Annotated in this window: 27 protein-coding genes and 2 pseudogenes; 13 read left to right on the top strand and 16 right to left on the bottom strand. The window is 59.8% G+C overall.

The features are described 5' to 3' along the window. Positions 1 to 28: 28 nt before the first annotated feature. On the bottom strand, positions 29 to 490 hold the full coding sequence (locus M6G53_RS14885; RefSeq protein ID WP_253332575.1) for an Lrp/AsnC family transcriptional regulator: 462 nt from the start codon (positions 488 to 490) through the stop codon (positions 29 to 31). A gap of 193 nt (positions 491 to 683) precedes the next feature. Between M6G53_RS14885 and M6G53_RS14880 the strand changes: the two genes are divergently transcribed. Beyond that, entirely contained in the window at positions 684 to 1301 is a 618-nt protein-coding gene (locus M6G53_RS14880) for a LysE family translocator (protein ID WP_253332572.1), read from the top strand. Positions 1302 to 1337: 36 nt separating this feature from the next. Here M6G53_RS14880 and M6G53_RS14875 read toward each other — a convergent pair whose 3' ends face one another. The 3 genes and pseudogenes from M6G53_RS14875 to M6G53_RS14865 form a co-directional block, all read right to left on the bottom strand. Further along, a complete protein-coding gene (locus M6G53_RS14875) occupies positions 1338 to 1766 on the bottom strand; it encodes a TOBE domain-containing protein (protein ID WP_253332570.1) in 429 nt (142 codons plus the stop codon). 114 nt (positions 1767 to 1880) lie between these two features. Then, a complete protein-coding gene (locus tag M6G53_RS14870; RefSeq protein WP_253332568.1) occupies positions 1881 to 2333 on the bottom strand; it encodes a GNAT family N-acetyltransferase in 453 nt (150 codons plus the stop codon). A 43-nt stretch (positions 2334 to 2376) separates the two neighbouring features. Continuing rightward, a pseudogene (locus tag M6G53_RS14865) lies at positions 2377 to 2661 on the bottom strand (cupin domain-containing protein); the annotation flags it as partial. Here M6G53_RS14865 and M6G53_RS14860 point away from each other — a divergent pair. Then, a pseudogene (locus M6G53_RS14860) lies at positions 2621 to 3326 on the top strand (B3/B4 domain-containing protein). The pseudogenes M6G53_RS14865 and M6G53_RS14860 sit on opposite strands and share 41 nt — an antisense overlap. 6 nt (positions 3327 to 3332) lie before the next feature. Here M6G53_RS14860 and M6G53_RS14855 read toward each other — a convergent pair. Beyond that, the gene (locus tag M6G53_RS14855) at positions 3333 to 3548 is read right to left on the bottom strand and encodes a hypothetical protein (protein ID WP_253332566.1); all 216 of its coding nucleotides are present in this window, start codon (positions 3546 to 3548) and stop codon (positions 3333 to 3335) included. 854 nt (positions 3549 to 4402) lie between these two features. On the opposite strand from M6G53_RS14855, the gene M6G53_RS14850 reads away from it, so the two are divergent. Next, positions 4403 to 5479, top strand: a complete 1077-nt coding sequence (locus tag M6G53_RS14850) for an AI-2E family transporter (protein ID WP_253332564.1) — start codon at positions 4403 to 4405, stop codon at positions 5477 to 5479. 44 nt (positions 5480 to 5523) lie between these two features. On the opposite strand, the gene bcp is transcribed toward M6G53_RS14850, so the two are convergent. Together bcp and M6G53_RS14840 are read right to left on the bottom strand one after the other, a co-directional pair. After that, entirely contained in the window at positions 5524 to 5988 is a 465-nt protein-coding gene (gene bcp, locus M6G53_RS14845) for a thioredoxin-dependent thiol peroxidase (protein WP_064291279.1), read from the bottom strand. A 2-nt stretch (positions 5989 to 5990) separates the two neighbouring features. Then, positions 5991 to 6596 (bottom strand): glycine cleavage system transcriptional repressor, encoded by a 606-nt coding sequence (locus tag M6G53_RS14840; protein WP_436286525.1) that lies wholly within the window; start codon positions 6594 to 6596, stop codon positions 5991 to 5993. A 110-nt stretch (positions 6597 to 6706) separates the two neighbouring features. On the opposite strand from M6G53_RS14840, the gene dapA reads away from it, so the two are divergent. The 6 genes from dapA (at position 6707) to ypfH (ending at position 13495) form a co-directional block, all read left to right on the top strand. Then, a complete protein-coding gene (dapA, locus tag M6G53_RS14835) occupies positions 6707 to 7588 on the top strand; it encodes a 4-hydroxy-tetrahydrodipicolinate synthase (RefSeq protein ID WP_033644005.1) in 882 nt (293 codons plus the stop codon). Positions 7589 to 7604: 16 nt separating this feature from the next. Beyond that, positions 7605 to 8657, top strand: a complete 1053-nt coding sequence (gene bamC, locus M6G53_RS14830) for an outer membrane protein assembly factor BamC (protein ID WP_019453890.1) — start codon at positions 7605 to 7607, stop codon at positions 8655 to 8657. 170 nt (positions 8658 to 8827) lie between these two features. Continuing rightward, positions 8828 to 9541 (top strand): phosphoribosylaminoimidazolesuccinocarboxamide synthase, encoded by a 714-nt coding sequence (purC, locus tag M6G53_RS14825; protein ID WP_004941708.1) that lies wholly within the window; start codon positions 8828 to 8830, stop codon positions 9539 to 9541. A 209-nt stretch (positions 9542 to 9750) separates the two neighbouring features. Continuing rightward, a complete protein-coding gene (gene ypfJ / locus M6G53_RS14820) occupies positions 9751 to 10617 on the top strand; it encodes a KPN_02809 family neutral zinc metallopeptidase (RefSeq protein ID WP_253332560.1) in 867 nt (288 codons plus the stop codon). A 55-nt stretch (positions 10618 to 10672) separates the two neighbouring features. Then, entirely contained in the window at positions 10673 to 12685 is a 2013-nt protein-coding gene (locus M6G53_RS14815; RefSeq protein ID WP_253332559.1) for a tRNA(Met) cytidine acetyltransferase TmcA, read from the top strand. Positions 12686 to 12805: 120 nt separating this feature from the next. After that, positions 12806 to 13495, top strand: coding sequence for an esterase (gene ypfH, locus M6G53_RS14810; protein WP_253332556.1), 690 nt, complete (start codon positions 12806 to 12808; stop codon positions 13493 to 13495). Between the two features lie 30 nt (positions 13496 to 13525). On the opposite strand, the gene M6G53_RS14805 is transcribed toward ypfH, so the two are convergent. The 5 genes from M6G53_RS14805 to M6G53_RS14785 all read right to left on the bottom strand — a co-directional run bounded on the left by M6G53_RS14805 (position 13526) and on the right by M6G53_RS14785 (position 16703). Continuing rightward, positions 13526 to 13711, bottom strand: a complete 186-nt coding sequence (locus tag M6G53_RS14805) for a YpfN family protein (protein ID WP_004941720.1) — start codon at positions 13709 to 13711, stop codon at positions 13526 to 13528. A 2-nt stretch (positions 13712 to 13713) separates the two neighbouring features. Then, a complete protein-coding gene (locus M6G53_RS14800; RefSeq protein ID WP_253332554.1) occupies positions 13714 to 14388 on the bottom strand; it encodes a M15 family metallopeptidase in 675 nt (224 codons plus the stop codon). Next, complete coding sequence (gene dapE / locus M6G53_RS14795; RefSeq protein WP_253332552.1) at positions 14385 to 15512, bottom strand: succinyl-diaminopimelate desuccinylase; 1128 nt, start codon at positions 15510 to 15512, stop codon at positions 14385 to 14387. The genes M6G53_RS14800 and dapE overlap by 4 nt, the downstream gene beginning before the upstream one ends. Further along, positions 15509 to 15895: an ArsC family reductase gene (locus M6G53_RS14790; protein ID WP_253332550.1), complete on the bottom strand. Its 387-nt coding sequence runs from the start codon at positions 15893 to 15895 to the stop codon at positions 15509 to 15511. The genes dapE and M6G53_RS14790 overlap by 4 nt, the downstream gene beginning before the upstream one ends. Positions 15896 to 16151: 256 nt before the next feature. Continuing rightward, a complete protein-coding gene (locus tag M6G53_RS14785) occupies positions 16152 to 16703 on the bottom strand; it encodes a helix-turn-helix transcriptional regulator (protein WP_253332548.1) in 552 nt (183 codons plus the stop codon). A 513-nt stretch (positions 16704 to 17216) separates the two neighbouring features. On the opposite strand from M6G53_RS14785, the gene M6G53_RS14780 reads away from it, so the two are divergent. Then, complete coding sequence (locus tag M6G53_RS14780) at positions 17217 to 17642, top strand: GNAT family N-acetyltransferase (RefSeq protein ID WP_253332546.1); 426 nt, start codon at positions 17217 to 17219, stop codon at positions 17640 to 17642. A 7-nt stretch (positions 17643 to 17649) separates the two neighbouring features. Here M6G53_RS14780 and M6G53_RS14775 read toward each other — a convergent pair whose 3' ends face one another. Further along, positions 17650 to 18081, bottom strand: coding sequence for a GNAT family N-acetyltransferase (locus M6G53_RS14775; protein ID WP_253332544.1), 432 nt, complete (start codon positions 18079 to 18081; stop codon positions 17650 to 17652). A 314-nt stretch (positions 18082 to 18395) separates the two neighbouring features. On the opposite strand from M6G53_RS14775, the gene ypfM reads away from it, so the two are divergent. After that, positions 18396 to 18455, top strand: a complete 60-nt coding sequence (ypfM, locus tag M6G53_RS25510; protein WP_100396732.1) for a protein YpfM — start codon at positions 18396 to 18398, stop codon at positions 18453 to 18455. A gap of 126 nt (positions 18456 to 18581) precedes the next feature. Here ypfM and acrD read toward each other — a convergent pair whose 3' ends face one another. After that, on the bottom strand, positions 18582 to 21719 hold the full coding sequence (gene acrD / locus M6G53_RS14770; RefSeq protein WP_253332542.1) for a multidrug efflux RND transporter permease AcrD: 3138 nt from the start codon (positions 21717 to 21719) through the stop codon (positions 18582 to 18584). A 287-nt stretch (positions 21720 to 22006) separates the two neighbouring features. On the opposite strand from acrD, the gene M6G53_RS14765 reads away from it, so the two are divergent. After that, complete coding sequence (locus M6G53_RS14765) at positions 22007 to 22285, top strand: winged helix-turn-helix domain-containing protein (protein WP_253332540.1); 279 nt, start codon at positions 22007 to 22009, stop codon at positions 22283 to 22285. A gap of 32 nt (positions 22286 to 22317) precedes the next feature. Here M6G53_RS14765 and M6G53_RS14760 read toward each other — a convergent pair whose 3' ends face one another. Further along, positions 22318 to 22950: a response regulator gene (locus tag M6G53_RS14760; RefSeq protein WP_253332538.1), complete on the bottom strand. Its 633-nt coding sequence runs from the start codon at positions 22948 to 22950 to the stop codon at positions 22318 to 22320. A 164-nt stretch (positions 22951 to 23114) separates the two neighbouring features. Next, positions 23115 to 24791 (bottom strand): nitrate/nitrite two-component system sensor histidine kinase NarQ, encoded by a 1677-nt coding sequence (gene narQ, locus M6G53_RS14755; protein ID WP_253332536.1) that lies wholly within the window; start codon positions 24789 to 24791, stop codon positions 23115 to 23117. Positions 24792 to 25179: 388 nt separating this feature from the next. On the opposite strand from narQ, the gene nudK reads away from it, so the two are divergent. Beyond that, positions 25180 to 25755: a GDP-mannose pyrophosphatase NudK gene (gene nudK, locus M6G53_RS14750; protein ID WP_253332534.1), complete on the top strand. Its 576-nt coding sequence runs from the start codon at positions 25180 to 25182 to the stop codon at positions 25753 to 25755. The last annotated feature ends 146 nt before the right edge of the window (positions 25756 to 25901 follow it).

The following is a 25901-nucleotide window of genomic DNA, read 5'->3' as shown; positions in this document are numbered from 1 at the left end:
ACAAGCGGGAGCGGCAACGCTCCCGTCGTCATTGGCCCAGCGGCAGGAACGAGCGCTCCGGCACCACGGTTTTCATCACCAGGGTGGAGCTCAGGCGCTGCACGCCCGGCAGGGCGGAGAGTTTCTCGTCGTAAAGCTGTTGGAAAGCGGGCAGATCGCGGGCGATCACGTGCAACAGGTAGTCGGGATCGCCGAACAGCCGCTGCGCCTGCACCACCTGTGGAATGTCCGTCATGGCGTTTTCGAAGGTTTCAACGGCGCGGCGATCGCCTTCGCGCATGGTGACGAACACCAGGGCGGAAAAGTTATAGCCCAGGCTGCCGGGATCGAGCTGGGCGCGGTAACCCCGGATCACGCCGGACTCTTCTAATGCGCGTACCCGGCGGTGGCAGGGGGAGACGCTCAACCCGATCCGCTCGGCCAGCTCGGTCACCGACAAACGCCCGTCGGCCTGCAGTTCAGCAAGAATCTTGCGATCAATCTTATCCATTTGGAAAAATTTCCCCGCTTATGCCGGTTTCAGGCAAGTAATTGAAAGCACATTTTAACGCCTTGAGGATATTCTGGCCATCTGTTGAATGGTTTTGGCGGCCGCCACGCAGGCGGGGGCCGTTCTTCTTTCACGAGGAAAACGCAATGGTTCTCTGTTCGGTGTGGCGCGCTGCGTCTGAAGGGGCTTCGGCATGACGCTGGCTCTGTTCGCCGCTTTTTGGGTGGTGTCGATTTTGTTGGTGATCACGCCGGGTATGGATTGGGCCTATGTGATCTCGGCGGGCATTCGCGGCCGGGTGGTGGTGCCCGCCGTCGCCGGTTTGCTGCTTGGCCACCTGCTGATGATTGCGATTGTGGTGGCGGGCGTCGGCGCGCTGCTGGTCGGCAACCCGCTGGCGCTGACGGCGCTCACCTTGCTGGGGGCGGCTTACCTATTGTGGATCGGTGTCAACATGCTGCTGCACCCGCCGGTGCCCGGCGCCGGCGAGGGCCAGCGTTCCGATTCCTGGCTGCGCTGGGCCGGCAAGGGCGTGTGCGTCAGCGGCTTGAATCCCAAGGTGTTTCTGCTGTTTCTGGCGTTGCTGCCGCAGTTTACCGACGCCCGGGCGGCATGGTCGGTGCCGATGCAGATGCTGGCGTTGGGCGTTGTGCATTTGATCAGCTGCGGCCTGGTGTATCTGCTGGTGGGATTCGGTTCGCAGTCGGTGCTGCGCACGCGCCCGCAGGCTGCGAAGGTGGTGGGGCGCATCTCCGGCGCGGCGATGATCGTCATCGCCCTCGGGCTGCTGGCCGAACAGGCGCTGAAATAGCGCCTTGAAAGGCCCGCTTGTGCGGGCCTGGCGGGATCAGGCTTTGACGGCGAGCAGCACCGATGAGGCCTTGATCAGGGCGAGGGCGCGCGAACCATTCTTCAGCGCCATCTCCTGCAGGCTTTCATTGGTGATCACCGACGTCAGCACAAAACCGGCATCCGCTTTGAGGTGTACGGTGCTGTTGACCGCGCCGTGCTCAACCGCAATCACTTCCCCGGCAAACTGGTTGCGGGCGGAAAAACGCAAACCGCAATCCTCCGTCGCCAGGATCACCCACGGCGCTTTAATCAGCGCGACGGCCTCTTTGCCGACGGTTAACCCCAGCGACTGCTGGCTCTGTACCGTGACGATGGCCACCAGTTTTTCACCGCCCTGCAGGGTGATCTCCACTTCGTCATTGACGGCGCCTTTGGCGACGGCGGATACGGTACCGGCTAATTGGTTACGGGCTGAAACGGGCATAGATTCTCCTTGAAAGGGGCAAACGGTAAAATTTGTCGCCAGCATGGGCCCTAACCGCCGCGATTGCCAATATCGCGGGGGAAGAGTGTGAACTGGGGCGGCCTTGCTGAAAAATTAACGTCGGTAGATGTCCGGCCGGGCGATCTGCCAGACAAAATCGGGATGATTGATGGCGGTATAGCCCACTTTTTCGTAGAGCCAGGGGGCGGTGCTGGTAACCAGCATGATTCGCCGCAGCGTCGCCATCAGCGGATGGGCCTGGCAACATTCCGCCAGCCACAGGCCCAACCCGCCTTTTTGATGCGCCTCCAGCACGTAAACGTCGCACAGATAGCCGAAGGTGGCGTAATCGGTGACCAGCCGGGCGAAACCGATTTGTCTGGTGCCGTGATACAAACCAAAGCACAGACTGTGGGCGAGGGACTGGCGAACGGTCTCTTTATCAATGCCTTCCGCCCATGACGAACGGGTCAGAAACGCATGAATGGCGTCAAGATCCAGCAGGGCGGGCTCGGTGCTGACGAGATAGTCAGCACGCCGCCACTCCAGTGGGGCAGGGATTGTCATGAAGGCTCTTCTCCTGTGCAAGCGTTAAGGTCTGGGCCGCCGTTCAGGCGTGCAGTTCGGCGACCGTCATGGTGAAAATCAGCGTGTCTTCATCCTCGTTGGCGTAACGATGCGGGGCGTCCGTTCTGGCGACGGCTGAACAGCCCGGCGTGATCTTGAGTTCGGTCTGTTCGACGGTAATGCTCAGGACGCCTCGTTCAACGTGCAGCAGCTCAAAAGTGCCCGCCGGATGGCCGGCCGAGACATAAGTTTCCCCCGGCGCCATTTCCCACCGCCACAGTTCTATCATGTTCTGGCCACGGGCGCCCGCCAGTAAGCGGGCCGAGCCGGCCGTCGCTGCGTTGGCGCCCGGTTTCCGGGCGTTAAGCATTAGCGTGGCCGCGGCTCCCATAACGAATCCGGGGGGGGGGGGAGTTGGCATTGGCACAAGCCTGTCGTGCCCTCGGCGAGGAAGACGTGCCCTGGGCAGAGGCGCATCTCTCGGCCTGGCGCGATGTCTTTATGCAATTTAGCGCCAAACCCAAGCGGACGCCCTGTTCCGCAGAGGCTTTACGCAAGCGCGCGTTGCGCGATGGTGCGATGCCCGGCATCGATCCGGTGGTCGATCTCTACAACGCCGTCAGCATTCGTTATGCGGTGCCGGTGGGGGGCGAGAATATCGCGGCATATGCTGGCGAACCGCGGCTGATTGTCGCCGATGGCAGCGAACTGTTTGATACCGTCAAGGACGGGGCGGTGATCCATGAATCGCCGGAGGCGGGAGAAGTGGTGTGGCGCGACGATCGCGGCGTGACCTGCCGCCGCTGGAACTGGCGTCAGGGCGTCAGAACCCGGCTGAGCGCCGAGGCCGAACGGATGTGGTTCATTCTGGAGAGCCTGCCGGCAATGCCGTTGGCGGCGCTGCACGCGGCGGGCGATGAACTGATCGACGGTTTACGGCAAATGATGCCCGGCGTGAGGGCGGAGAAACGGCTTATCGGTTGTACGCCGTAACGGGCTTCAGCACTGGCGGCGAACCAAACCGGTAATCAGATCCAGCGCGTCGTCCGCCGCCGCCACTTCGTTCTCGCTGAGCGCCTGCCGCTCGATGAAGCCCTCGATCGCTTCCAGCAGAGAAAGGACGTTGATTTCGTCCCCTATCTTGACGACTTCGCAGACGCCGCGCCCAATCGCCAGGCAGATCGCTTCATCAAATTCAAACGGCTTGTTGTTCATCTTTTCCCCCTACGGCATTTGGGATTATGGCGACCATGCTACCGGTTTTTGTCCGGCCGCTGTCTGACGAAAATCCCATTTCTTTTCGTTGATGCTCACTGGCGCACGATCGCGCGCATTGGGGAAATTCTGATTTCCTAACGACGCTCAGATTTCCCTTGTGGCCGCCGTGACGGCGCGGTATTGTCGCCAAATGACGACAATACCGCCTCATTGTCAGCATAAAAAATTCATGACGTTATCATCCCTTCATCCCGCTGCCGTGCGGGATTTTTTTATGAGGTTTATCTCAAAGTGCGGATAACCTCGTCACGATCGCTTGCCATGCTATGGGAATAATCCTAGCTTGAAATAGTCATTTAGGGTTAGCAATCCCTCATGGCCTCCTTGTAATACTTGATGCACCAGAATGTTTTCTCCCCCGCTTAGGCGGGGGTTTTTCATGGTGTGCATCGGAAAAGGCCGTCAACGAAAGAACCGGCAGAGTTCGTGGCGATAATCACGTTAAGCATCAAGGGACAGAACGATGAAAAATGATCTGGCAGCGGCGATCGCGATCGGCTGTGTATTGCTGTTCGCACTGGCGATCTGCTCGCCATTCTCCATCTGCACCTCGCTGTAATCTTCTACGGCCCTGAACGGGGCCGATCGCCGAGCCGGCAACGGCGCCTGCGGATTTTTGCGCCGATCGCCCCCCGGCGCGATAAAATCAGCCAAATCGCTGTTGATGTATGGCGAACTTTGGGTACTCTGAGTGCTGTGCACCCCGCGTGCGCCCGTTCTATCTATGCTTTAGTCTGGCCCATCACAGGAATCGCCATGCCCGCCCGTCAAATCTCGAGGAGCCCGCTCTGATGCTGGAGATGTTATTACAGTGGTACCGCCGCCGTTTCACCGATCCGCAGGCTGTCGCGCTGCTGGTGATCCTGGTCGCCGGCTTCCTCATTCTCTATTTCTTGCACGGCATTTTGACCCCGCTGCTGGTCGCCATCGTGCTGGCGTATCTGCTGGAGTGGCCGACCGCGCGCTTGCAGCGCATCGGCTGTTCGCGCACCTGGGCGGCGAGCCTCATGCTGCTGGTGTTCGCGGGCATTGCCATGCTGCTGGTGTTCGTCGTCGCGCCGACCGCCTGGCAGCAGGGCATCAATCTGATGAGCGATCTGCCGGGCATGCTCAACCAGTTCTATAACTTTGCCGCGACGTTGCCGAAGCGTTATCCGGCGCTGGTGGACGCCGGCATTATCGACATGATGGCGGAAAACCTGCGCAGCCGGCTGTCCGGCATGGGCGAGTCGGTGGTGAAATTCTCGCTGGCGTCGCTGGTTGGGCTGCTGACGCTGGCTATCTACCTGATCCTGGTGCCGATGATGATGTTCTTCCTGTTGAAGGACAAAGAGCAGCTGCTGAACGCGGTGCGCCGCGTGCTGCCGCGCAATCGCGGCCTGGCGGGGCAGGTCTGGAACGAGATGAATCAGCAGATCACCAACTACATCCGCGGCAAGGTGCTGGAGATGGTGATTGTCGGCGTGGCGACCTACCTGGTGTTCGCCGTGCTGGACATGCGCTACTCGCTGCTGCTGGCGGTGCTGGTGGGCTTCTCGGTGTTGATCCCCTACATCGGCGCGGTGTTGGTCACCATACCGGTGGTGGTGGTGGCGCTGTTCCAGTGGGGCGTCGGCGCCGATTTCTGGACGCTGATCGTCGCCTATCTGGTGGTGCAGGGGCTGGACGGCAACCTGCTGGTGCCCATTTTGTTTTCCGAGGCGGTCAATCTGCACCCGCTGGTGATTATCCTGTCGGTGATCGTGTTCGGCGGCATGTGGGGCTTTTGGGGCGTGTTTTTCGCCATACCGCTGGCGACGTTGGTGAAAGCGGTGATCCACGCCTGGCCGGATGAACTGCGGGTAGAGGTGGAAGACCAGGCTGGCTGATCGGGAAGAAACGAAGCGCAGCGGGCCGCTGCGCTTCGTGAGAATTACTGCTGCAGGTAGCTCAGAACGATATCGTGGTGATTGGTGGTTTTGAAATCATCAAACACTTTTTCAATCTTGCCTTTGGCGTCGATCAGGAAGCTGATGCGGTGAATGCCGTCATAGGTCTTGCCCATGAAGGTTTTCTCGCCCCACACGCCAAACTGTTGCGACACCTGATGATCTTCATCAGACAACAGCGTGAAGTTGAGCAGCTCCTTTTCGGCGAAGCGCGACAGCTTTTCCGGTTTGTCGGTGCTGATGCCCAGCACTTCGACGCCGACCTTTTTCAATTCGTCCATGTTGTCCCGCAGGCCGCAGGCCTGCACGGTGCAGCCCGGCGTCATCGCCTTCGGATAAAAATAAACCAATACTCGCTGTCCCTGGAAGTCGGCCAAATTAATTTCCTCACCGTCCTGGTCAGGCAAACTAAATTTCGGCGCTGTGTCACCGGCTTTCAATGGGCTCATCACTACTCTCCATCTTTCTCGTCATGCTGTGGATAGTTCACCACGCTAATACTGCCTTGCGCGTTCAATTCTGTACATAGGCGATGGAAGGCTTGCTCAATATTTGAGGCGCCACGATCGCCGGAGCTGTGGGCGGTGATTTGGATATACAGCTGCGGTGGCAGGTCGCCGTCCGCCGGCTGCGTGCGCGAGACCAGTTCGGCGATATTCATCTGGCTGGTGTCGAACAGATCGGTAAAACGTTCGATGATGTGCGGTGAGTCCTTCACGTCCACCTGCACCCACACGGTGGCCGGCATCGGCGGCCTTTCATGCGAGTTTGTGCGCTTCATCACGATCAGCAGCTCCAGCTCCGCGCCTTTTTGCGGCAGGGTGGATTCGATCAGGGTGATGGCGTTCCAGCTGCCGGACAGCAGCATGATGAACGTGAACTCCTCCCCCAGCATGGCCAGACGGCTATCTTCGATATTGCATCCGCAACTGCTGACGTGGCGGGTGATGGTATTGACGATTCCGGGGCGGTCGGCGCCGAGCGCGGTAATCACGAGATAGTGTTCGTCTGACTGAGGCAAAATGGCGCTTCCTGTCGTGCTCAATGGGGTTACCATGGTAAACATAAAAAAAACCGCCTGCCAAGCGCTTACAACGCGGTTGTGCGCTTGCTTTTGGATAGGCAGCAAAAGTACCATGAGTGACTTGTTTGTGGAGGGGACGGCCAATGTTTACGGGAAGTATTGTTGCACTGGTGACGCCGATGGACGACAAAGGTGCTGTCGATCGCGCGAGCCTAAAAAAATTGATCGATTATCATGTGGCCAGTGGCACCGCGGCGATCGTTTCCGTAGGGACCACCGGCGAGTCCGCAACGCTTGCCCATGACGAGCACGTTGACGTGGTGCTGCAGACGCTGGAGCTGGCCGACGGCCGCATCCCGGTGATCGCCGGCACCGGCGCCAACGCCACCGCCGAAGCCATCGCGCTCACTACCCGCTTCGCCAATACCGGCGTGGTGGGCTGCCTGACGGTGACGCCGTACTACAATAAGCCGACGCAGGAAGGGCTGTACCAGCACTTCAAGGCGATCGCCGAGAGTACCGAACTGCCGCAGATCCTGTACAACGTGCCTTCGCGCACCGGCTGCGACATGCTGCCGCCGACCATCGCGCGGCTGGCGAAAATCAAGAATATTGTTGCTGTAAAAGAAGCGACGGGGAACTTAAGTCGCGTTAGTCAGATCCAAGTGCTGGTTGACGATGAAGACTTCATTTTGCTGAGCGGCGACGACGCCAGCGGGCTGGACTTCATGCAACTGGGCGGCAAAGGAGTGATTTCCGTGACGGCCAACGTGGCTGCGCGCGAGATGGCGGAACTTTGCGCGCTGGCGGCGCAGGGCAAATTTGCCGAAGCGCGCCGCTTAAATCAGCGCTTGATGCCGTTGCATCAGGATCTATTTGTAGAAGCAAACCCAATTCCGGTGAAGTGGGCCTGTAAGGCGTTGGGATTGATGGCGACCGATACGCTGCGTCTGCCGATGACGCCGCTGAGCGAAACCGCCCGCCCGGTGGTGGAGCGCGCGCTGAAAAGCGTCGGTTTGCTGTAACTCTAAGGGAAATTTGATGGCTTATTCATTGCAAAAGTCGACGGTAGCAAAAGTAGTGGGCATCTCCTTGGTGATGATGCTGGCGGCCTGCAGCAGCGATCAGCGCTACAAGCGCCAGGTCAGCGGCGACGAGGCCTACCTCGACGCGGCTCCGCTCAAGGCGCTGAACGCGCCGTCCGGCATGATCCTGCCGGTGCAGAGCGGCAACTATGACGTGCCCGCCACGACGCTGCAAGGCAACGTCGGCAAGCAACTGGACATTCGTCCGCCGGTGCAGCCGTTGGCGTTGCTGAGCGGCTCACGCGCGCAATACGCCGGCGACAGCGGCACGCTGCTGCTGGAAAACAGCCCGCAGAACCAGAACCTGTGGTCGCGCGTGGTCAGCCTGCTGCAGGCGAAGAACATCGCGATTGCTTCCCGCCAGGACGCCGGTCAGACCCTGACCACCGACTGGGTGAAGTGGAACCGTCTGGACGAAGACAACCAGTACGAAGGCCGTTATCAGATCAGCGTGCAGCAACAGGGCTACCAGCAGGCGCTGGTGGTGAAAAGCGTTGGCCTGCAGCAGCAAGGCAAGACCGAGCAGGTGACCGACCAGTCTGAGATCCAGCGCTACAATGGCATGATGATCAACACCCTGATCGAAGGCCTGGACAAGCAGGACAACCTGGCAAGCAGCCAGACGGCCAGCCGCTTTGGCGCGCTGGATGTGCAGAGCGGTGCCGATGATACCGGCCTGCCGATGCTGGTGGTACGCGGCCCGTACACCGTGGTGTGGGATCGTCTGCCGGCGGCGCTCGAAAAACTGGGGATGAAAGTGGGTGACCGCAGCCGTCCGCAGGGCACCGTCGCCGTGACCTACAAGTCCCTGAGCAGCAGCGATTGGGATGCGTTGGGCGTCAAGGATCCTGAACTGGCGGAAGGCGATTACAAACTGCAGGTCGGCGATCTCAACAACCGTACCAGCCTGCAATTTATCGATCCGAAAGGCAAACCGCTGACCCAGTCGAAAAACGACGCACTGGTGGCGGCATTCCAGTCTGCCTTCAGTAAAACCAGCGTTAAATAATCAAAAAGGGGCCTCGGCCCCTTTTTGTTTTGTCGATACGGTATCGTTTGCGTCGCAGGTTTGGCACAATAGAGCCCGGCACGCCAAAGAATTCATTAGGTCAATTCTATACCCCCTAATTTCGGGCTGCGCTCGGGAGACAACGGGGATACATCACTGGAGTAAGTAAGATGCAAAAGCTAGCTGAGCTGTATCGCGGGAAGGCAAAAACCGTTTACACCACCGAGAATCCCGATCTGTTGGTGTTGGAATTCCGCAACGATACGTCAGCACTGGATGGTCAGCGCATTGAGCAGTTCGATCGCAAAGGCATGGTGAACAACAAGTTCAACCATTTCATCATGAGCAAGCTGGAAGAAGCCGGCATCCCGACCCAGATGGAGCGTCTGCTGTCCGACAACGAAGTGCTGGTGAAGAAACTGGACATGGTGCCGGTGGAGTGCGTGATCCGCAACCGCGCCGCCGGTTCGCTGGTGAAGCGTCTGGGCATCGAAGAAGGTCTGGTGCTGAACCCGCCGCTGTTCGATTTGTTCCTCAAAAACGACGCCATGCACGATCCGATGGTCAACGAATCCTACTGCGAAACCTTCGGCTGGGTGAGCAAGGAACATCTGGCGCGCATGCGCGAGCTGAGCTACCGTGCCAACGACGTGCTGACCCAGCTGTTCGACGATGCCGGCCTGATCCTGGTCGACTTCAAGCTGGAATTCGGCCTGTTCAACGGCGAAGTGGTGCTGGGCGATGAGTTCTCGCCGGACGGCAGCCGCCTGTGGGACAAGAATACCCTGGACAAGATGGACAAAGACCGTTTCCGTCAAAGCCTGGGCGGCCTGATCGAAGCCTATGAAGAAGTGGCGCGCCGCATCGGCGTGAAGCTCGACTAAGCATTGGCACCGCCATTCGGGGCGATCCGGCCGGATCGTCCCGCTATTCTGCGTTTTTCCAGAAAATTTCTACATTTCCTCTGCGGCAGACCATTTATAATGATGGGTGCGAGATGACTAAAACCTATCCCACTCAGGCTTGAAGCTGCCTTTGCGCTTACGATCGCGGCGCAACTTCAACGAGCAGGGGAAATATCTGGAGTATATTTATGCGTTGGCAAGGGCGTCGGGAAAGTGACAATGTTGAGGATCGTCGCGGGCAGTCTTCAGGTTTGGGCGGCGGCGGCGGTTTCCGCGTGCCGGTGGGCGGCAAGGGCGGCATCGTCATCCTGGTGGTGGTGCTGGTGGCCGGCTATTACGGCATCGATCTGTCGCCGCTGCTGAACGGCGGCAACGTCGCACCGCAGGGCCAACAGCAGAGCGCCAGCATCAGTCCGAAAGACGATGAGCTGGCCAAGTTCACCTCGGTGGTGCTGGCCTCGACCGAGGATAACTGGAAAGAGATTTTCCAGCGCATGGGCAAAACCTATCAACCGCCGAAGCTGGTGATGTATCGCGGCGTGACGCGCACCAGCTGTGGCACCGGTCAGGCGGCGATGGGGCCGTTCTACTGCCCGGGAGACAGAACGGTGTATATCGATCTGTCTTTCTATCAGGACATGAAAACCAAGCTGGGCGCCGGCGGCGATTTCGCTCAGGCCTATGTGGTGGCGCACGAAGTCGGCCACCACGTGCAGAATCTGCTGGGCATCGAGCAGAAAGTGCGCCAGATGCAGCAGGGTGCCAGCCAGGCGGAAGTGAATCGCCTGTCGGTGAAAATGGAGCTGCAGGCGGACTGCTTTGCCGGCGTGTGGGGTAAATACGCCGAGAAACAGCAGATGCTGGAAGAAGGTGACCTGCAGGCGGCGCTGAACGCCGCGCAGGCGATTGGCGACGATCGGTTGCAGCAGCAGAGCCAGGGCCGCGTCGTGCCGGACAGCTTCACGCACGGCACCTCGCAGCAGCGTTACACCTGGTTTAAACAGGGCTTCGACAGTGGCGATCCCAATACCTGCAACACTTTCGCATCCCGTTAACGCCTCAAGTGCCGGAGTCTGACTCCGGCATTTTTTCGGATTGAGATACAGCCTTATGTTACAGGCAGCGCAACAACTCATGCGGCGGCAGGGCATCCGGCGCCTGCTGGTGCTCAGCGGCGAGCCCGACTGGTGCCGCGAACAGGCGCAGCGGCTGGTGGCAACGCTGCCGGGCGACTGGCCGTGGGTGGGAGAAAACCCGCCGCCCGGCCAGGCGGCGTTGGCGAGCGGCGCGGTGCGCCAATTGCTGGGGCAGGAGCGGCTGCACGCGGTGTTCGACGCCGGTCAGTCGCTGGACGTGGAGGCGTTGGCGGCGCTGTGCGGCGCACTGCGCGCCGGCAGTTGGCTGCTGCTGCTGACGCCGCCCTGGCGGCAATGGCCTCAGCAGCCGGACGGCGACAGCCTGCGCTGGAGCGATTGCCCGCAGCCGATCACCACCCCGCATTTCATCCATCATTTGCAGCATCATCTGGCCGCCGATAGCGAAGTGACGATCTGGCGGCAGGATGCGCCCCTGAGACTGGCCGCGCTGCCGGCGCGCCAGGGCTGGCAACCGCCGGATGGCCGGCCGACCGAAGAACAACAGGCGATCCTGACGGCACTGCTGCAGGCCGAATCCGGCGTGTGGGTGCTGACCGCCGCCCGCGGCCGCGGCAAATCGACGCTGGCCGGCATGCTGGTGGCGCAGTCGTCGCTGACCTGCTGGATCACCGGGCCGAGCCGCGCCGCCACGGCGGTGGCCGGGGAGTGGGCGCAGGGGCGCGCGCCGTTTTGGGCACCCGACGCCTTGCTGGCGCAGTGCCGGGAGGGCGACGTCAGCGCCGTGGGCTGGCTGCTGGTGGATGAAGCGGCGGCGATCCCCGCGCCGCTGTTGCAGCAGCTGATCGGCTATTTCCCGCGCGTGCTGCTGACCACCACGGTGCAGGGATACGAAGGCACCGGCCGCGGTTTTCTGCTGAAGTTTTGCGCCGGGCTGCCGTCCTATCAGGCGTTGAGCCTGCAACAGCCGGTGCGTTGGGCGCAGGGCGATGCGTTGGAACGGGTAACGGACAATGCGTTGCTGTTCAACGAGCTGCCCGCCTGGCCGGCGGACGGCCAGGCGATCGATTACGGCCAGGCGGAACAGCGCGAGCTGTGCGCTGAACCGCAGCGGCTGGCGCGTTTTTATGCCCTGCTGAGCAGCGCGCATTACCGCACCTCGCCGCTGGATTTGCGCAGGCTGATGGATGCGCCCGGCATGCATTTCGGGCTGGCGCAGGCCGGGCAGGAGGTGGTCGGTGCGGTGTGGTTGGTGGACGAAGGCGGCTTGAGCGCTGAGTTGGCGCACGAGGTATGGGCCGGTCGCCGCCGGCCGCGCGGTAATCTGGTGGCGCAGTCGCTGGCGGCGCATGGTGGCCAGTGGTGGGCGCCGACGTTGCGCTCGCGGCGCATTACCCGCATCGCGACGCTGCCGGCGTTGCGGCGGCAGGGCATCGCGCGCCAACTGGTCGAGCGGCAACGCCACCAGGCGCAGGGGCTGGATTTTCTGTCGGTCAGTTTCGGCTATACCGAGCCGCTGTGGCGCTTTTGGCAATCCTGCGGCTTCGAGCTGGTGCGTATCGGCAGCAAGCCGGAGGCCAGCAGCGGCTGCTATACCGCGATGGCTATCTTGCCCCTGAGCGAGCAAGGAGAGGCGCTGCGGCACGCGGCGCACAAGCATCTGGCGCGCGACTGGCCCTGGCTGCGGCAGCGTATCGATCTCGCGCTGGCGATGCCGGGCGACGACGGTGACACGCCGCTGGGTGAAGAGGACTGGCGCGAGCTGGCCGGGTTCGCTTTCGCCCATCGGCCGCTGGAGGCCAGCCTGGGGGCATTGCAGCGGTTGCTGTTAGCCAGCAATCTGCCGCTGCCCGCGCTGCGCGGCCATCTGCAACGGCGGCAATCCCCGGCGGCCTGCGCGCAGCAGGCGGGCGTCAGCGGCCAAAAAGCCTTGTTGCGCCACTGGCGGCACGAAACCGCGCAGGCGCTGGAACAGCTGAATGCGCCACACTGCCGCTACTGGCGCGACTGGTCGCAGTCGTTGCAATAAATTGAATAACTCGCTCAATAAAACCCGATTTTCCCGATTTCTCAACGGCGTATAGTCACGGTCAGCGGTGTGGCGGCGACTGTCGCCGCACCAGGTTTGATTACTATCAAGGAGTCATCGATGAAACATGAGCATTTCGTTGTCCAAAGCCCGGCGACCCCGGCGGCGCAGCTGATCTTGCTGTTTCACGGTGTCGGCGACAACCCGGTGGCGATGGGGGAGATCGGCAGCTACTTTGCCAAAGACTTTCCTCAGGCGCAGGTGGTGAGCATCGGTGGCCCCGAAGCTTTTGGCAACGGCGCCGGGCGCCAGTGGTTTTCGGTGCAGGACGTGACCGAAGAGAACCGCGCGGCCCGCATTGCAGACGTAATGCCGCAGTTTGTGGCGGTGGTGCGCCATTGGCAGCAACTGAGCGGCGTGGGCTATGCCGGCACGGCGCTGGTGGGGTTCTCGCAGGGGGCGATCATGGCGCTTGAGGCGCTAAAAGCGGAAACCCGGCTGGCCGGGCGCGTGGTCGCGTTCAGCGGACGTTTCGCCGAGCTGCCTGAGCAGGCTTTCGGCGACAGCGTGGTGCATTTGATCCACGGTGAAGAGGACGCGGTGATCGCGGTGCAGCACGCTCACGCGGCGGCGGAAGCGTTACGGGCCGGCGGCGCCGATTTCACGCTGGACGTGGAGGAAAACGTCGGGCATGCGATCAACCAGGGCATGATGAACGCCGCGCTGGAAAGGCTGCATTATTATGTGCCGCAGCGCTACTGGGACGAGGCGTTGTCCGGCAAGCGCGGCGAGCTGATCGCCTTTCGCTAAAAATTCAGGGCGCCGATGAGCGCCCTGATATCATTTCTTTTTCGGCCAGTCGTCTTCGTCATCCCACTGGGCGTTGTTATCGCGGTGCGGCGGGATCTCCGGCTTGTTGGCCAGGTAGCTTTTCACGTCGACGCGGCGCAGTTCCTTGATGCCGCTGACAACCATCCCCACCAGCACCAGCAGAATAATCCACCAGTAATCAGCTAACCATTGCATAGCTACTCCTTTCCTTCACTGCGTATAAACCGCGAAAAAATCGATGGCAGATGGCGTTCGAGCCATTCGGCACCGGCGATCTCCCTGTCTTGCCAGGCCGCCAGCAACAGCGCCGGGGTCAGCAAATGTTCGGCCTCTTGCGCCAGCGGGCGATAGCTCAGATGCCACGGTTCTACCGCCACGCCGCCACAGTCCTCGGTAAAGGGGCGATAGAAGCCGAACTCGGCCATATGCGCCGTTAGCCACCGATTGAGCGGCGCAAAGTAACCACCTTCCTCATATTCCCACGGCTCCAGCTGCAGCTTTTGCCCTTCCGGCAGCAGCGAGGGATCGTATACGTCCAGATCGCTGCCCCAGTGGTGGCGGCTGGCGCCCGGCAGGGCCGACCAGCGCAGAATCGCTTCGCAGCGCTCGGCGGCAGACAGCGCTGCAACGTCGATCGGCTGACTGTCCTTATCTAATACTGGCCGCTGACCGCAGAATTTGCCATTCCAGATCGCCAGTTGCCGGTCAAAATCGCGGAAGGTGCTGGCGGGCTGGAGATCGAATCCCGCCTCTTGCGCTGCCTGCTGCATCGCCAGGAAAGCGTTGACCGCCTGCGGTTGCAGCCGATGATTGCCACTCAGCGGCGCCAGGTGTGCGGTTGAGCGGCCGGTGAGCATTTCTGCGGTGATCATGCGACCAATTGCTCCATGATGCGTTGATACATGCGGCTCAGCAGCTGCAGATCCGCAGCGCTGACACATTCGTTGACCTTGTGGATGGTGGCGTTGACCGGCCCCAGTTCCACCACCTGCGCGCCCATCTGCGCGATGAAGCGGCCGTCGGAGGTGCCGCCGGTGGTCAGCAACTGCGGCGTCACTTCAGAATAGTGTTCGACGGCGTTAACCACCGCATCCACCAGCGCGCCGCGCGAAGTGAGGAACGGCTGGCCGGACAGGCGCCACTCGATGCTGTAATTCAGCTGGTGGCGTTCCAGCAGCTCTTCCACGCGCTGTTTGATCAGCGCATCGGTCAGCTCGGTGCTGAAACGGAAGTTGAACTGCACATAAAGATCGCCCGGGATCACGTTGTTGCTGCCGGTGCCGGCCTGCACGTTAGCGATCTGCATGCTGGTCGGCGGGAAGAACTCGTTGCCGCGATCCCATTCGATCGCCACCAGTTCATTCAGCGCCGGCATGGCGCGATGCACCGGGTTGTCGGCCAGATGCGGATAGGCGACGTGCCCCTGTACGCCGTGGATGTGCAGGTTGGCGGTGATCGAGCCGCGGCGGCCATTTTTCACCACGTCACCGACGCGTTCGGTGCTGGAGGGTTCGCCGACCAGGCAGTAATCCAGCCGCTCGTTGCGTGCCATCAGCGTTTCGACCACCTTCACCGTGCCGTGGGTGGCGCTGGCCTCTTCATCGGAGGTGATCAGAAAAGCCAGGCGGCCCCGGTGATTCGGGTTGGCGGCGACAAAGCGTTCCGCCGCCACCACCATCGCGGCCAGCGAGCCTTTCATGTCCGCCGCCCCTCGGCCATACAGCATGCCGTCGCGGATCGCCGGTTCAAACGGCGGGTTATCCCAACGCTTTTCATCGCCGGTCGGCACCACGTCGGTATGCCCGGCAAACGCCAGGGTTTGCCCTTCGCCGCGCCAGGCCCAGAAGTTTTGGGTGTCTTCGAAGTCCATCGCCTCGACGGTGAAACCGATCGCCTGCAGGCGATCGATCATCAGCTGCTGGCAGCCTTCGTCATTTGGGCTGAGGGAAGGGCGTTTAATCAGCTGCTGGGCCAGTTCGATAACCGGGCAAGTCATACGGCGACCTCGGCGATAAATCGCTGGTAAGCGTCGGCGTTGAAACCGAGCAGGGCGTGGCCGTTGCCGTCGTCCAGCAGCGGGCGTTTGATGATCGCCGGCTGCGCCAGCATCAGCGCGATGGCGGCGTCGGCGTTATCGCAGGCGTTGCGTTGCGCTTCGTCCAGCTTGCGCCAGGTGGTGCCGCGGGTATTGAGCAGCGGCTCCCAACCCAGTTGCGCGACGAAACCGCGCAACTGCTGCTCGTTCAGACCGTCGGCGCGGTAGTCGTGAAAATGGTAGGCCACGCCCTGATCTTCCAGCCAGCGGCGGGCTTTTTTGATGGTGTCGCAGTTTTTGATGCCGTACATCGTCAGCGTTGTCTGTTGCGGTTTGTTTGCCATGGCGTAAAGCTACCTGTCTCGTCGAGTCGATACTGAGCGGCGGGCGCAATGTTTGGCCCTCTCGCCGCCCGGCGATAGCAGAGATAATGCCAGTAAAGCGGCGGCGAGATCCAGACAACGATGCGTGCGAGGGGCGATTGGGCGTCAGGGGGAGAGGTTGACCACATGGTTGACCGGCTGCCTTCGCCGACGGCGCGAGAGAAAAGGCGTCGGCGCAAGTGCCCAACCCGCACATGCGGATCTGAGAGTGAGAGGACTACTCTTTATTTATTCTTATGTTTAAACGATCGGCTAAACACCGTACGCGGGTAATGTGCAATAGCGGTTTTATTCGGCTGGCGCCAAGTTTTTTCATTATCCGCGACTTGTAATGAGTGGCGGTCTTGCTCCTGATGTTCATGGCGCTGCTGATATCGGACAGGGATTTTCCCGTTGACCACTCCGAGAGGAAAAGTGACTCGCGCCGGGAGAGTTGCGGCGGCTCGGCATAGTGGCTGTAACGCTGATATAAGTCGCCGATCAAGTGGCTGAAGCGGCTTAATGAGATAAGGTTTGATAATATAATGGTCTTACTGTCGATAATCACCATTTCATGCAGGCAGTCGGTGATGATGATTATTTTGTAGGTATTGGGGTTAGCATATTCATCGCGGTAACGCGCTTCAAAATTAACGATGGTGACATCGATAAAGCAGATCCTTTTGCGGCTAAAACCGGCCGGTGCGTGGTTTTTCGCCCAGATCTGGTTAATGAGGTGTCGAATGCCGGCGGCGGTATAAGCGCACTCGCTGAAAATATCAATTTCCATTTTATAGTAGTCCTTTAACTTCTATTTCCCGGTGAAGGTGGATATCTTAAAGCATAAAAAAAGAAACAATCAAAATGATTTCGCGTTGAACGTGTTCTTTGGCGCGGGCCAATGCGCGTTGTCGTGGGGCGAAATTTTAAATTAATCTAATAATTCTATGATTTATAAGGGTTAAAATTTTTTTAAGCCGAAATTTTAAGCGGGAAAAGATTAATAGAATAGAAATCCTCTATTAATAAGTCGGTTATTAAAAGGAATTTTCATAAGAGCGGGCTATCAAAAAAATAATTTTGATCGTTTTTTTGATAATTTATTGGCGAATAGCAGCCTGATGGGTTAACGATTAAGATATTTCTTGGTTTTTCTTAAGGTTGGCAGATTTATTTTTGTCAGACTAATAAACTGGGCGTGGATTCGCGCTGAGATTAGCGTAAAATAATCTAAAAAAAGAAAATACGATGTTTTAAACTGTGGCGATAACATAAATGTGGTTGATTAAGGTGGAGTGCCAGCGTGAAAGCATGCCATATCGAAATTTACGATAGGGTAACACCGGAAATAACGTCCTGTATTGCCGATGGGTTGGACCGTTTTAATGATGAACATATCGGCTACGGCGATCGTCAGCCGCTGGCGGTGGTGGTAAAAGATCCCGACAGCGGGGAAGTGGTTGGGGGCATTACCGGGCGCTCGTCGCTGGGGCTGCTGTTCCTCGATCTCTTTTATCTGCCGGAAGCGCTGCGCGGCGCGGGTCTCGGCAGCGAACTGTTGCGCCGTTTCGAACAGGAAGGCCGCCGGCGCGGTTGCCTTTCCGCCGTGTTGTACACCATCAGCTTTCAGGCGCCGGACTTTTATCAACGGCATGGCTGGCAACGCATGGGTGAAGTGCCTTGCTTGCCGCCGGGGACTAGCCGCATCTTTATGAGCAAAACCCTGTGAAGCGCGTTTAACGCACATAGCCTCCCTGTTGCAGGCGCTGCAGGGAGGCGCCGTCCGCATACACCATGCCGGTGGTCAAATCGTGAAAGCCGTACTTTTTATAAAAGGCCTGCTTTTCCGGGACGGAATAGATGAAAATCTTGCCGAGCGGCGCCAGGTCTTGCATCACCCGATCCATCAACCGGCGCCCCAATCCCTGTCCCTGAAAGCGCGGATCGATCGCCACGTCGGCCAGGTAGGCGACCGAGGTCAGATCGCTGATGGCGTGCGCGGTGGCGATCAGCTCGTCGCCGATAAATCCCCAATAGCAAAACTGGCTGTGTTGGTAAACGCGCCGCAGGGTGTGCGGATCGCGCTTGCCCAGTCCGGCCGCCTCCAGCAATTCGCACAGCCGCTGCCAGTCGATGGCGCGGCGGTTCCAGTCGGTGATGATGTCCATCGTTTTCCTCTAACCGATAAGACTGAGATCGGCGGCACCGTGCCGAATGGTGCGCTGATAGCGGTTGCAGTTTCCATTGTGGCGAGTCAAGAAGGCGCGCATTAGGCACTCTTGGCGTATTTTTATACCTTTTACACGCTATCGTGGAGAAATTGATATCACAAGGGAATAGCTGCACTGAATATTGATCGGATAAATACGAAAATGTGCGCTAACCCCGGTTTCCGGGCCTGGCATCGTTCCCGTTTCCCTTCACATGGTCAAAAAACAGGCGTAGAATCCGCTTCGTCAAATAATTGAGGTTGTAAAGTATTATGGTTGATCGTGAATTAGGAAACTGGAAAGACTTCATTGATGAGATGTTGGGCAACTGACACAGCGTTGAAGCAGATGGCAAGGCTGAGTCATTGGAACGTCACTGAAACACCTTGGGAACGAGAGTATCGTTCGAAAAAAGCAGCATCGGTTCACCCGACGCTGCTTTTTTTATAGCCCGCCAATCACTCCCCGGCGGCCTTCGTCTTGCCTGCCGGATGCGCTTTACCCGGGAAACGGCGGCGTACCAGCACGAAGAACAGCGGCACGAAGAAAATGGCCAGCAGGGTGGCGGAGATCATGCCGCCCATGACCCCGGTGCCGACCGCATGTTGGCTGCCGGAACCGGCACCGCTGCTGGTGGCCATCGGCAGCACGCCGAAGATGAACGCCAGCGAGGTCATCAGGATCGGCCGCAGACGCATGCGTGACGCATCGAGCGTGGCGGACATCAGATCCTGCCCTTTATGGTTCAGCTCATTGGCGAACTCGACGATCAGAATGGCGTTTTTCGCCGACAGCCCAATGATGGTCAACAGGCCGACCTGGAAATAGACGTCGTTCTCCAGGCCGCGCAGCCAGGTAGCGGCGACCGCGCCGATCACCCCCAGCGGCACCACCAGCATCACCGAGAACGGAATCGACCAGCTTTCGTACAGCGCCGCCAGGCACAGGAACACCACCAGCAACGAGATGGCGTACAGCGCCGGCGCCTGCGAGCCGGACAGCCGTTCCTGATAGGACATCGCCGTCCATTCCAGGCCAAAGCCGGTCGGCAGTTGGCTGACCAGTTTCTCCATTTCCGCCATGGCGGTGCCGGTGCTGACGCCGTTGGCCGCCTCGCCGACGATCTCCAGCGCCGCGCTGCCGTTATAGCGTTCCAGCCGCGGCGAGCCGTACTCCCAGTGCGAGCTGGCGAAGGCCGAGAATGGCACCATGCCGCCCGCGCTGTTGCGCACGTACCATTTGTTGATGTCATCCGGCAACATGCGGAACGGCGCCGCAGCCTGCACGTAGACTTTTTTCACCCGGCCGCGGTCGACGAAGTCGTTGACGTAGGTCGAGCCCCAGGCGGTGGAGAGGGTATTGTTGATGTCGTCGATCGACACGCCCAGCGCCTGGGCCTTGCGCTGATCGATATCGATTTGCAGCTGCGGGCTGTCGTCCAGGCCGTTGTGGCGCACGCGCGACAGCAGCGGGTTTTGCCCGGCCAGCTGCAGCAGCTGGTCGCGCGCCGCCATCAGCTTGGCGTGGCCGAGCCCGGCGTGGTCTTCCAGTTCCATATCGAAGCCGGACGAGTTGCCGAGGCCGGTGATTGCCGGTGGGCTGCTGGCGATCACCTGCGCTTCGTTAATCTTGTTGAACGCCAGGGTGGCGCGATCGATGATGTCGAACGAGCTGTTGGCGCCCGTGGTGCGCAGATCCCAGTCTTTCAATCGCACGAACAGGCGCGCCACGTTTTGGCCGTTGCCGCCCGGGCCGGAGCCGATGATGGCGAACACCGAGACCACGTCCTGTTTTTCCTCAGTCATGAAATATTGCTCGACCTTCTCCACCACCTTAGAGGTTTGTTGCAGGGTCGAGCCCGCCGGCAGTTGCACCTGCACGGTGAAGATGCCGCGGTCTTCCTGCGGCAGGAACGAGGTCGGCAGCTTGATAAACAGCAGCGCCATGCCGCCGAGCAACAGCAGGTAAATCGCCATATAGCGGCCGCTGGCGTGCAGGATGCGCCCCACGCCGCGCTGATAGCGTTCGGCATTGCGGTTGAACATGCGGTTGAACCAGCCGAAGAAGCCGCGCTTGCCGTGATGGTGCCCCTTGGCGATCGGTTTGAGCAGCGTGGCGCACAGGGCCGGGGTCAGGATCATCGCCACCAGCACCGACAGCACCATGGCGGAGACGATGGTGATGGAGAATTGGCGATAGATGGCACCGGTGGTGCCGCCGAAGAACGCCATCGGCACGAACACCGCCGACAGCACCAGAGCGATGCCGACCAGCGCGCTCTGGATCTGCCCCATGGATTTGCGCGTGGCTTCCCTGGGGGGCAAGCCTTCCTCGCTCATCACGCGTTCGACGTTTTCCACCACCACGATGGCGTCGTCCACCAGCAGGCCGATCGCCAGCACCATGGCGAACATGGTGAGGGTGTTGATGCTGAAGCCGCAGGCGGAAAGAATGGCGAAGGTGCCCATCAGCACCACCGGCACAGCGATGGTGGGGATCAGCGTGGCGCGGAAGTTTTGCAGGAACAGGTACATCACCAGGAACACCAGCAGGATGGCTTCCAGCAGCGTTTTCACCACGTCCTTGATCGAGGCTTTGACGAACGGGGTGGTTTCATAGGCTACTTTGGCCTCCAGCCCGTGCGGGAAATATTGCGAAAGCTCGGCGATCTTGTCCTTTACCAACTGGTCGGTCTGCAGTTCGTTGGCGCCGGAGGCCAGCTTGATGTTCATGCCCGCGGCCTGCATGCCGTTGTAGCGGCTGAGGTAGTTGTAGTTCTCGCCGCCCAGTTCGACGGTGGCGACGTTGCCCAGCGTCACCAGTGAGCCGTCCTGATTGACCCGCAGGGTGATCTGGCGGAACTGTTCCGGCGTCTGGAGCTGCGATTGGGCGTTGATGGTGGCGTTCAACGCCTGCTTATCGACCGACGGCGTGCCGCCCAACTGGCCGACTGCCACCTGGGCGTTCTGCGACTGAATGGCCTTGACCACGTCCTGGGTCGTGAGCTGATAGCTGTTGAGCTTGTTGGGATCGAGCCAGATGCGCATGGCGTATTGCGAACCGTACACGTCCATGCTGCCGACGCCGTTGATGCGGCTGAGCGGATCCTGCAGGTTGGAGACGATGTAGTCGGCGATGTCCTGCTTGTCCATGCTGTTGTCGGTGGAGACGAACGCCACCATCATCAGCGTGGTGTCGCCGGATTTCGACACCGTGACCCCCTGATTCTGCACCGCCTGCGGCAGGCGTTTGATCGCCGCCTGCAGCTGGTTTTGCACCTGCTGCATCGCTTCGTTGGGATCGGTGCCGGCTTCGAACGTCAGCGTCACCGTCGCCTGGCCGGTATTGGTGCTCTGCGACGACATATACATCATGTTGTCGAGGCCGGTCATGTTTTGCTCAATGATTTGGGTGACGGTATTTTCCAGCGTCTGCGCCGAAGCGCCCGGGTAAGTTGCGCTGATGCGCACGTTCGGCGGCGCCAAATTCGGGTATTGTTCTACCGGTAGCGAAAAAATCGCCAACGTCCCGGTCAGGCAAAGAATGATTGCCAGCACCCAGGCGAAAATCGGGCGATCAATAAAAAAATTGGCCATGCAGCGCGAACCTCGTTATGACTTGTTCTATCTTTAAAACGCATCAGAATTATGCATTTCAGCGGCAGGGAAGGATCCCGGCGCTACTGCACTTTACTCGGGATAGTCGATGAAAGCGTGGAGAAAAAAAGGAGATAGTGTAAATAACGGTAGCGCAGCAGGGCGCTGGCCGCCCGTATCGGCAAGCGCGCGTTATTAAAACATGTTTATTACTATCAAAGGCCTTGCGTGTCTCTTCGCCGCGGGGAACCGGAAAGTAAACTGGACTCTTACAGCAGGAGCTTGGCATGGGAATTAACCCGGTATTTGCCCGTCGGCTTTATTTGTGTTGGCTGATCAGCCACAGCGAACGGCCCAATGTGCCGCGGTTGATGGCGTTGACCGGCTGGCCGCGCCGCACGTTGCAGGATGTGCTGAAAGCGTTGCCCGGCATGGGCGTCGAACTGCAGTTCGTACAACAGGGCGTGCGCAACAACGACGGTTTCTATCAGTTGGAAAGCTGGGGGCCGTTCAACAAGAGCTGGGTGCACCAGCATCATCAGGTGCTGCTCAGCGCCATCGAGTAATCTGCCCCGGCGCACCGGCCGGGGCTTGGCGATTATTGGCTTTTGTGCTCCAGGTACATTACCGTCGCCGCCACGCGGGAACGCACGTCCAGCTTGCGCAGTATGTTGCGGATGTGCACCTTCACGGTTTCTTCCGAGATATGCAGCTGCGCCGCCACCTGTTTGTTGGACAGGCCGCGCGCCACCTCTTGCAAGACGTCCAGTTCGCGTTCGGTCAAGGCGGCGAAGGGATCGCGCTGTTCGCTGCGCGCCAACAGGTAGTCGGCCATCGCGTCGCTGATCACGTTCTGCCCTTCGGCGGCGGCGCTGATGTGTTCCAGCAGCTGCTCAGGTTCGCTGTCCTTGAGCAGATAGCCGTCGGCGCCGGCGTCGATCAGCGCATACAGATCGCTGCGCGCGTCGGAGACGGTCAGCACGATGATGCGTGCATCCACGCCTTCGTCGCGCAGGGCAAGCAGCGTATCCAGCCCGGACATGCCCTTCATGTTCAGGTCCAATAAAATCACGTCCGGGGTGTGCTGCAGCGCCAGCGCAACCGCCTCGCCGCCGTTGCCGGCTTCCGCCACCACGTCAAATCGCGCATCCAGTCCCAGCAGTTGTTTGATGCCGCGCCGCATCAACGGATGATCGTCAACGATCATGACTCGGTATTGCTTCATCACCATGAAATATGCTCCCTGTAGCAAGTAAAGCCACTCAAACGCGCCCAGCGAGGGCGTGCTTCACAGTGGGACTGTCTCTTCAAAAATAGCGGTAATCTGCCTTGTAAGCCTACCAGGGCGGCCTTTCGCCCGGCGCTAACCGTAACGCAGGGTGAACAGCCGCGAGATCAGGGCGGGAATGTCAGGCAGACCGCCGTACCGCCGCCGCTTCTGCGCCGGATGTGCAGCGTTCCTCCCAATCGCGCCGCGCGTTCGCTCATGATGGTTAAGCCGTAATGCCCTTCCGGTTCCTCCAGAGAGGCGATGCCGCAACCGTCGTCGGTAATGTTGAATACGTTGTCGCCTGCGGCGTTAACCTCGCAACAGACCGCGATCTCGCTCGCCCCGGCGTGCTTGACGGCATTGAGTACCGCCTCGCGCACGATCTGCAGCGCATGCACCTGCTGTTGGGCGTTGAGCGCCTGCGAGGCAAGCCGACAGTGTAACTGAATCCGCGCGGCGGTTAGCGCCTTTAATGGCTGCAACAGCTGCTCCAGCGCGGCGCCCAGATCCGCCTCCTGAATATTGAGGCGGAAGGTGGCCAGCAACTCTCTCAGCTGGCGATAGGCGTCGGCCAGCGTGCGGTCGAAATCATCGATAATCGTCTGCGCCGCCGGATCGTCGCCGGTGCGCCTGAGCAGCGTAAGCTGAATGCGCATGAACGACAGCGCCTGCGCCAGCGAATCGTGCAGTTCGCGGGCAATGGTCGCACGCTCTTCCATCAACAGCAGGTATTGGTGCTGCTTTTGCGCCCGGTTGAAGTAGACGCCGCGGCCCAGCATGTTGGCCAGGCTTTGCATCAGATGCGGATGCGGTGGGTGCGCCTCGGGCTGCCAGCGCAACTCGCCCAGTGGTTTATCGCCCTGGCCGATCGGCAGCGCGCTCCAGCCTTGCATCGGCGCAGGCTCTCCTTCAGCGAGTTGCCACTGGCCATGGTCGTCCGCCACGTTCAGCCGGATGCAGCGCAGCCGTTCGCTTTGGCGTACGATACGCAGCACGTTTTCGAACGCCTGCTGATCGATCTGGCGCACGCTCAGCGCCTGCGAGCAGCGATACAGCACTTCCAGCGTGTCGTTGGCCTGCTGCAGGCGCTGGGTCTTTTCCCGCACTTTCCGCTCCAGCGATTGATAGAGCCGGGCCAGTTCGTCCGACATGGCGCTGAAAGTTTGCGACAGCACGCCGAGCTCGTTAGGCAATGTTACATCCAGCGGCGCGGGGCGAAAGTCGCGCTGTTGCACGCGCTGGCTGGCGTCGACCAAATGCTGCAGCGGCGTCACCACCTGGCGGCGCATAAAGCGGATGCAGAACAGCACCAGGCCGATGATGGCGGCGTAGCCCAGCACGCTGACAGCGGCCACCAGGGTCAATTTCAGCTCGGAGTAGCGCTGCAGGGCGGAAACGAAATGATCGACGCGGTTGACGTAACCGGCAACCTCCGCCCGGTAGGCGGCCGCTTGGCCGTCACGGATCTGCCGCTCCATCGTTTGCCACGTTTGTTGCAGCGTCAGATAGTGGTCGCGTACCTCGGCCGGTACGTAAAAGCGCGCCAGCTTTTGCAGCGCCGGTGCCTGCAACGATTGCCGATACTGCTGCAGGTGCAACTCCAGCTCTGCGCTCTGCTGGTCGAGATCGAAGGCTAATCGGTAGCTTTGCATGCGCAGTGAGCCGGCGATGTTGATCGCTTCGGCGTCGCTCTGACTGCCGGCAACGGTGGTCAATGCCAACCCGGTAGCGAGCACCGACAGTATCACGATGCCGAACAGCGCTCGGGCCAGGCTGCCGGTTACGGAACGTTTAACAAGCAATCACGGATCCTTTTCTCTTAGGCGATGCGCCTCGCCATTTTCATTCGAAAGCAAAACTATAACTTTTGCAACTAAAATGCACCGCGATTTGTATCAAGTTGTCAACAAAACGGGAACAATTGTCGTTGTGTAATCAAACGAATAGCAAAATGCCCGCCGATGTTCAGCGACGGGCTGGTTTCCTCCGGCGATTTGTCTTTGGGGGGCGAATCGCACTGGGTTTTATGCAATGTCATGCGCCTGAGCGCGACTTATTTTCCATTATTTTAAGCAATGTTAAGTTCCGGCTTGTCCGGCGGGGTGCGGTGTGATTTTTGTTGCAAATCGTCTGCGCGGCGCGGCGCAATCGCGGTATGATTTTCAGGTTACAACTCATGGGAAAAGGGTCATGTCGTCGAAAATTGAGAATGTGAAGAAAGAGCTGCTGTCGGACAACTGGTATGTGCTGAATAAGTACACGTTCGATCTGAAACGCCAAAACGGCGGTTCGGTGCAGCAGATGCGTGAGGTCTACGATCGCGGCAACGGTGCCACCATTTTGCTGTACAACCGTGCCAAGGGCACGGTGGTGCTGACCAATCAGTTCCGCATGCCAACCTACGTCAACGGCAATGAGAGCGGTATGCTGCTGGAGGCCTGCGCCGGCCTGCTGGACGCTGATTCGCCGGAGCAGTGCGCGCGCCGCGAAGCGGTGGAGGAGACCGGTTTTCAGGTGGGCGAGATCAAGAAAATCTTCGAGGCCTACATGTCGCCGGGCGGCGTGACCGAGATCGTGCACTTCTTTATTGCCGAATACCATGACGATGAGCGCCATGCGGCCGGCGGCGGTATTGAAGATGAAGATATCGAAGTGATCGAACTGCCGTTCAGCGAAGCGGTGGCGATGATCGCCGACGGCCGCATTAAAGACGGCAAGACCATCATGCTGCTGCAGTATTTGCAGATTCATCGGGTGATGGCATAAAAAAAGCCGGTCACGATGACTAATGCCGATCGTTTAAGGATCAATTGACCGATCCTGTGGTTGCTGTACAAAGGGTCCATGGCATCGTCATGGACCCTTAAAATGGAACTTTCCCAGGCTCTTGGCATTATCAATTTCACCACACC

Source organism: Serratia nevei (assembly GCF_024160145.1).
GTDB classification, from domain to species: Bacteria; Pseudomonadota; Gammaproteobacteria; order Enterobacterales; family Enterobacteriaceae; genus Serratia; species Serratia nevei_A.
The sequence above is the reverse complement of the archived record's forward strand: the minus strand, read 5'-3'. Positions and strand labels throughout refer to the sequence as shown.